Annotated in this window: 5 protein-coding genes; all 5 read left to right on the forward strand. The window is 72.1% G+C overall.

Annotated features, from left to right (window positions below; all coding sequences use genetic code 11):
• Positions 1-21 precede the first annotated feature (21 nt).
• A complete protein-coding gene (locus tag K8V84_RS24195; protein ID WP_304078919.1) occupies positions 22-1,689 on the forward strand; it encodes a chain length determinant family protein in 1,668 nt (555 codons plus the stop codon).
• A 41-nt stretch (positions 1,690-1,730) separates the two neighbouring features.
• A complete protein-coding gene (locus K8V84_RS24200) occupies positions 1,731-3,092 on the forward strand; it encodes a ligase (RefSeq protein ID WP_304078920.1) in 1,362 nt (453 codons plus the stop codon).
• The gene (locus tag K8V84_RS24205) at positions 3,089-4,312 is read left to right on the forward strand and encodes a phosphotransferase (RefSeq protein ID WP_304078921.1); all 1,224 of its coding nucleotides are present in this window, start codon (positions 3,089-3,091) and stop codon (positions 4,310-4,312) included. Before K8V84_RS24200 ends, K8V84_RS24205 begins: the two co-directional genes overlap by 4 nt.
• A 64-nt stretch (positions 4,313-4,376) precedes the next feature.
• Positions 4,377-5,252 carry a sulfotransferase gene (locus K8V84_RS24210; protein ID WP_304078923.1) on the forward strand — a complete coding sequence of 292 codons (876 nt, stop codon included), beginning with the start codon at positions 4,377-4,379 and terminating at the stop codon, positions 5,250-5,252.
• Positions 5,249-6,265: lipopolysaccharide biosynthesis protein (locus K8V84_RS24215; RefSeq protein WP_304078925.1), on the forward strand; the 1,017-nt coding region annotated here is incomplete at its 3' end. The genes K8V84_RS24210 and K8V84_RS24215, both read left to right, overlap by 4 nt.

A 6,265-nucleotide genomic window follows, 5' to 3' on the forward strand; every position in this document is an offset into this window, starting at 1 on the left:
TGTCTGCGTGGAGAGGACCCGATGGACACCGACGTCCCCGGCTCGTCCGGACCGGAACTGAAGGAGTACACCGCACTGCTGAGGCGCCGCCGGCGTCTCGTGTGCGTCGGTGTGCTCGGCGGCCTGGTCCTCGCCACCGCCGGGGCTCTCGCCGTTCCCTCCACCTACACCTCGGTCGCGTCGGTCCAGGTCCACCCCACCGAGATGGCGGAGTTCACCGGGGAACAGTCCGGACGGCTGACCGGCGAGGTCAACCTCGACAGCGAGGCCCAGATCGTGTTCTCCGAGCGGGTGACCGGAACCACCGCCGAGGAGCTTCCCGGTTCGCTCACCTCCGAGGAGGTGCGTGAGAACGTCGAAGTGACCGTCCCGCCCAACAGCAACATCCTGGAACTGAGCTACTCCGCCGGTACCCCGGAGTTGGCGCGCGAGGGCGCCGAGTCCCTCGCCGACGCCTACCTCGCGCAACGGGAGGCCCACGCCCACAGCCTCATCGAGGGACGGTTGGAGGCTCTGCGCGCCGAACGGCAGGACCGTCAGGACGCCCTGGCCGAGCTGACCGGGGAGGCCCCACAGGCCGCGGCCACGGACGCCGGCGCCGAGGTCCTGCGCCAGGAGATCGCCGACATCGGCAACGGCATCGCCCCGCTGAGCGCCCTGCGCGAAACGGTCTCCCCCGGCCGGGTCGTCACCCCCGCGTCGCTTCCGGAGTCGCCCTCCTCCCCGATCCTGGTGCTGTGGGCCGTCGCGGGAACCGCGCTCGGACTACTGGCCGGTCTCCTGGCCGCCGTGCTTCGCGACCGGGTGGACCCGCGCCTGCGGGACGTCGAGGAGACCGAACGCATCGGCGCCCTGCCCGTCCTGCTCGACCTGTCCACCCCGGGGGGGCGCTCCGACCGTTCACCCGGGCTGCTCGACGACACCACCCCGGCCGGGCAACGGGTCAACGAGTTCGCGCACCTGGTCCGGGCACGAACGGCCGTGCCCGAAGGCGGAGCCGAGGACGGCGAGCCCGCCCCCGGACGGGTGATCGTGGTCACCGGCACCACCCCCGGGCGCGCCGGTACCGCGGCCGCGGTGAACCTCGCCGCCGCACTGGCCCGCGGCGGCGCCGAGACCCTGCTGGTCTGCGCTGACCCGCGCACCGACTCCGCCCGCGAGCTCCTCGGGCTGTCCGACGGCCCCGGCCTGGTCGACGTCCTCGTCGACGGGGAGGACCCCGCCGAGCTGGCGACGCACCCCGCCCACATGCCCAGGCTGCGGGTGCTGTGTCATGGGAGCACCGGTGCTGTGGCGCCCCTCCAGAGCGGTGCCGCCGAACTCGTCGACCTGCTGCGTTCGCGCGCGGACTTCGTGGTCGTGGCCACGGCCTCCGCCGGGGAGAGCGCCGACGTCCACGCCCTCGCCGCCTCCGCCGACCTGCTCCTGCCCGTGGTGGAGCTGGGCCTGAGCCTGCGCTCGGACCTGACCGACCTGGTCACCGCGGGGGCCCGGTTCGGGGTGACCGTTCCCGGTTCGATCACGGTGCCGCGCCAGCCCGGTCCCGGCCCCGTCCCGGTGCCGCGCATGCCGGTGCCACCCGCGCCGCGTCCGCCCAGTGAGTCGAGGACCACCGCCACCGACGACCGGTCGCGTGGGGCGGCGCTGCCCGCCGCCGGTGGGGCCGCGTCCGTCGGACCTCGGCGTTGACGGCCCTGGGCGCGGCCTCCCGGGGGACGCGTTCTGCAGGTGTGACCTGGCAGGTCGCCACACGGCGCGGGTCCTCCCCGGTCACCGGGTGGCCGCTGATCTGGTTGTTGGCCGGGTACCCGCTGTGGTGGGCGCTCGGGATGGGCCAGTTCGCCTACTGGCTGTTCGCGGTGCCGATGCTCGCCGAACTGGTGCGCCGGCACCGCACGGTGGGCCTGCGGGTGCCGCCGTGGTTCTGGTTGTGGGCGCTGTTCCTGGTGTGGACGGTGCTCGGCCTGGCGTTGGTGTCGGTGGAGATGCCCGGGACGGTGCCGGGCAGCGGCGGTCACCCCGGCGCGGTGCTACGGGTGATCAACTACCTGGTGCTCACCGTGGTGATGCTCTACGTCGGCAACCTCACCGAACGGGAGCTTCCGGTCCGTCTGGTGATCGGGGCGTTGGCGGTGCTGTGCCTGGTCACCATCGCCGGCGGTTACCTGGGGATGCTCGCGCCGAGGTTCGAGTTCACGGCGCCGTTGGAGTACCTGATGCCGGGCGCCCTGGTGTCCGACCCCTACATGCAGACGCTGATCCACCCCGCGTCGGCGCAGGTCATGGATATCTTCGGGTACGAGTCGGGACGCCCGAAGGCCCCCTGGGAGTACACCAACATCTGGGGCTACATGATCTCCCTGCTGCTGGTGTGGCTGATGGTGGCCTGGGTGGTTCAGGGTACCGGCTGGACGCGTTGGGGCGCCCTCCTCGCGGCCGCGGTGTCGGTGGCCCCGATCGTGTACTCGCTGAACCGCGCCCTGTGGGCCGGCCTGGTGCTCTCGCTGGCCTTCGGAGCCGCACAGGCGCTGCGTCGGGGCCGGGTGGTGCTGGTGGGCACAGGCGTGGTCGCCGCCATCGCGTTGTCACTCGCCCTGGTGGTGTCCCCGTTGGCGGACGTGGTGCGCGAACGGGCCGACAACCCGCACAGCGACGACGGGCGCGCGGCCACCAACGCCGCGTCGGTGGAGGCCGCCGACCTGTCGCCGGTCATGGGTTGGGGCACCACCCGTGAGGGGCTGGGCAGCTCCGACTCGATCGCCATCGGGCCGAGCCCCGAGTGCCCGGGCTGTGGCCAGCACGTGATCGGCAACGCCGGCCAGCTGTGGATGACGCTCATCGCCTCCGGGTGGGTGGGCACCGCCCTGTTCGTGACGTTCTTCGCGCTGGTGGCCTGGCGGTATCGGGCCGCGGTGACCCTGGTCGGGCAGGCCGCCCTGCTCACCGTGCTGCTTCTGTTCTGGTACATGTTCTTCTACGTCGCGCTCATGTCCCCGCTCGCCGTCACCATGATCGCCGTCGCCCTGCTGTGGCGGGTCGAGGAACCCCTGGTGGCCGGGCGTCGGGCAGCGCGTGCTGGGGGTGCCTGGTGAGGACCGAGACCACCTATCTGACCGATCTGGCCGCCGTGCTGTGGCCGTGCGGCGGACTGCTCGGGCCGGGGGACGGCAGTGTGCTGCCGATGGCGCCCCGTAACCGGGGCAACCAGTACCTTCCGGTACCCAACGCGCAGAACCCACGGGTGATCCTGCCCGCGGGCAACCGCTCGGTGGCCACCCGGGGCATCACCTCGTTCGCGCAGGGCCACTCCCTCAAGGAACGACTGCGCACCCTGTTGCTGGCGGGCGCCTTCGCCACCGGGGTGGCCCCGCTGCTGCTCCGCGACCGCCTCTACGTGGGCGCGGGGCCGGGCATCGAACACGCGCTCACCGCCGCGCTCGACCGCGAGCTCGCCATCGCCATCCACGTGGGGCCACCGCGCGCCAACCGCAAACCGGTCCTGCTGCTGCTCACCCCGGGCGGGCGGACGATCGGGTACGCCAAGGTCGCCATCAACGAACTCACCGGTCGACTGGTGCGGGCCGAGACCCGGGCCCTGCGCCACCTGGCGGAGAGACCGATGCGGGACGTGACCGTCCCCCGTCTGCTCTACGACGGCGAGTGGAACGGCCAACCCCTGCTGGTGCAGGAGGCCCTGCCGGTCGGTGACCAGACCGACCGGCCCACCCGCCGCCAACTGCTGCGCTGCGTCACCCAGATCGTCTCCCTCGCACCGATCCGAGAGCGCCGTCTGTCGGTGAGCCCCTACCGGCGTTCCCTGGACGAACGCATCGCCAAGCTGGGTTCGCGCCCGGAGGTCGCGCCCCTGCGCGCCGCGCTGCACCGGCTTCCCGACGTACCGCTGCCCTTCGGGGCCTGGCACGGCGACCTGACCCGGTGGAACATCGCCGGCACCGCGCGGCGCGCGTTCGTGTGGGACTGGGAACGCCTGGCCATGGACGCGCCCGCCGGCTTCGACGCGCTGCACTACAACCTCAACGAGTGCGTCCAGGCGGGGGTCCATCCGGGGGTACACCGCTGGTTGGACAGCGGTTCGCGACTGCTCCGCGACCCGCTGATGGCCGAGATCGGGCTGCGTCCGCACACGGTTTCCACGGTGATGGCGCTGTACCTGATCGACCTCGCCACCCGCTACCTGCACGACCGGCAGGCGGAGAGCGGCGGCCACCTCGCCGCGGTCGACGACTGGCTGCTCCCCGCGTTGGAGGGCCTCCAGGAGAGAGCCGCTCATGAAGCAACCCACGCCGGCTGAGCCGGCACGGTCCCACCCCGCTCACACCCTCTTCGCAATCCACCTCTCATCGAAGGAACTCGTGATGCTCCGGGCCACCTCCGCTTTCAGCCGCCTGGCCGTGCCGGCCAGGCGCGCCCTGCTGCCCATCGCCGACGGATTGGGCGGGATGACCCGCCATGCCAGGGCACTGCCGGACTTCCTCATCTGCGGTGCCCAACGTTCGGGGACGACCTCCCTGTTCAAGGCGTTGAACCTGCATCCCGCGGCCACCGGGCCGGTCCTGCGCAAGGGTGTCCACTACTTCGACACCGGACACCACAACGGCCTGGACTGGTACCGGTCGCACTTCCCCCTGCGCAACGGCCTGCGCGCCCGGTGGGGCCGGCCCCTGATCCGTGTGTTCGAGTCCAGCCCCTACTACCTGTTCCATCCCCTCGCGGCGGAGCGGATCGCCCGTGAACTGCCGCAGGCGAAGGTGGTGGTGATCCTGCGCGACCCGGTGGAGCGGGCGTACTCGGCGCACGCCCACGAGACCGCGCGGGGATTCGAGACCGAACCGTTCGCGCGCGCTATCGAGTTGGAGGACCGGCGGTTGTCCGGGGCGGAGGAACGACTGATCGCCGACCCGACCCACTACTCGCACTCGCACCAGCACCACGGCTACGTGGCACGGGGGAACTACGTGGACCAATTGATCCGGATGGAACATCACCTCGGCCGCGAGCGGATGCACGTGGTGGACTACGCCGACCTGTTCGACGGCACCTCCCGGGCGCTGGAGGAGATCGTCCGCTTCCTGGGGCTGCCGCCGGCCTCGATGGAGCCGCCCGGCCGGCACAACGCCCGCAAACGGGCGATGATGCCCGAGCCCCTGCGTGCGGAGCTGACCTCCCGGTTCGCCGAGAACGACGCCCGGCTGGCCCTCTGGTGGGGACGGACCCCTTCGTGGTGCCGGTGAGGACGTCCGAGCACCGGTCCGACGGGGGGCTGCGACGCGTTCTGCGCGGCGGTGCGGTGAACATGGCCGGCGCGGTGGTGGGCGCCGCGCTCAACCTCGCGCTGATCGTGGCGATCACCCGGGCCTTCTCACAGGAGACCGCCGGGCTGCTGTTCTCCGCCACCTCGGTGTTCCTCATCATGGCGGCGGTGGCCAACCTGGGCGCCCCGGACGGGCTGGTGTACTTCATCGCCCGAATGCGGCTGTTCGGCCGGGCCGGGGGCGTTCCGGCGCTGCTTCGGACGGCCATGGGACCCGCGGTGGCGCTGTCGCTGGTGGTGGCGCTGCTCCTGTTCGTGTTCGCCCGGCCGTTGGCCGACACCCTGGGCCCTGAGGAGGCGGCCGCGTACCTGCGGTTGCTGGCCGTGTTCCTGCCGTTCGCCGTGCTCACGGACTCCGCCCTGGCCGCCACCCGCGCCCACCACGACATGGTGACCACGGCGCTGGTGGACAAGGTCGGTCGTCCCTCGGCGCAGCTCGCGCTGGTGGGATTGATCGTGTTGAGCGGTTCGGCGGGGCTGCTCGCCCTGGCATGGGCCGGTCCGTATCTGCCGGCGGCGGTCCTGGCCTGGTTCTGGCTGGGAAGGATCGTCCGCCGGGCGGTCCCCGAGCAGACGGTTCCCGAGGCGGAGGGCACGTCGGGCCATGAGGAAGGGTCGGCGGAACGCATCACGCCGGCGGCGTTCTGGTCCTTCGCCCTGCCCCGGGCGTTGGGCGGCGTGGCCCAGATGGGCGTGCAGCGCGGCGGCGTGGTGATGGTGGCGCTGTTGAGCGGGGTGACCGGCGCCGCGATCTTCACCGCCGCCACGCGGATCATGGTGGTGGGACAGTTCGGGACCCAAGCGGTGCTGAACGCCGCCCAACCGCGCTTCGCCGAGCTGTTGGCCTCGCGCGACCACACCGGGGTCCGCTCGCTCTACCAGGCGGGGACGGCCTGGCTGGTGTGCCTGACCTGGCCTCTCTACCTTTCGACC

This window comes from Nocardiopsis listeri (assembly GCF_020741345.1).
GTDB classification, from domain to species: domain Bacteria; phylum Actinomycetota; class Actinomycetes; order Streptosporangiales; family Streptosporangiaceae; genus Nocardiopsis; species Nocardiopsis listeri_A.